The organism is Brevibacterium sp. 239c (assembly GCF_900169365.1).
Classification (GTDB): Bacteria; Actinomycetota; Actinomycetes; order Actinomycetales; family Brevibacteriaceae; genus Brevibacterium.
Window position 1 is genome coordinate 1 of record NZ_FXZH01000068.1, and the last position, 1,016, is coordinate 1,016.

Annotated in this window: 1 pseudogene; it reads right to left on the reverse strand. The window is 60.5% G+C overall.

The features are described 5' to 3' along the window. Positions 1–29: 29 nt before the first annotated feature. A pseudogene (locus tag BSP239C_RS20405) lies at positions 30–1,016 on the reverse strand (IS3 family transposase); the annotation flags it as partial.

Genomic DNA, 1,016 nt, shown 5'->3' on the forward strand with positions numbered 1-1,016 from the left:
TGATTGGGCCCCTGTTAGCAGTCCAGCGGCTATGCGATAGCTAATTGGTTCTCTGCACTCCAGCGTTCCCAGCATCTCGACGGTGTTAATCCGTCGAGGGATCCGTGGGGCCGTTCATGATTATAGATGCCTTTCCATTCGTCGGCCAAGTATTTGGCCTCGGCCATCGTGTCCATGATTTCTCCGGTCAGTTGTTCCCTTCTAAATTGAGCATTGAACGATTCAGCGAACCCGTTCTGCCACGGCGATCCAGGATCGATAAACGCAGTCTCCACACCTGCGGTAGCACACCAATCGATCAGCGCAGCGGCGGTGAATTCCGGCCCATTATCGCTACGGACATAGGTCGGGACCACACCGGTTTCAGCGATGACGTCCTCGAGGACAGCGACCACATCGGTGGCGGTGAAGGACCGCCGCGGGATGATTGCCAAAGCGGTGCGGGTGTATTCATCAATCACGTTGAAGAACCGGATATGCCGCCCGCAGGACGTCACATCGGACTGGAAGTCGAAGCTGACCACGTGCATCGGGTACTCGGCCCTCAACCGCTTCTCTGCCCCGGCGTCGGGCCCGGTGCGGCGCTTCTTGCGCGCCTCGGGTTTGCAGGTCAGCCCCTCGACCCGCCAGAGTCGGCGTACGCGCTTCTTATTGAGCGCCACGCCAACCCAGGCCGTCTGCCGAAGCAGGTGCCAGCGCGCCTTGCGCCAGCCCCATGCCGGATACTTCCCGGCAATGGTCCGCAAATCAGAGCGCAACTGCGCTTCCTCGAAGCTGACCTCCGGTTGACCCTGACGCAACGCGGACCGGTTCTGCCCCAGAACTTTGCAGGCGAACCGCTCCGAGGCCCCGAACTTCTCCTGCGCCATGCGGACGGCGCGGCGGCGTGGTTCGGGGCTCAGAATTTTCCCCGCGCCACCTCGTTCAAAATGTCGATGGCCAGTTCCTTTTCCGCCACCAGCTTCTTCAATCGGGCGTTTTCTTTCTCGAGGTCCTTGACCGCTTTGGTCTGCGTG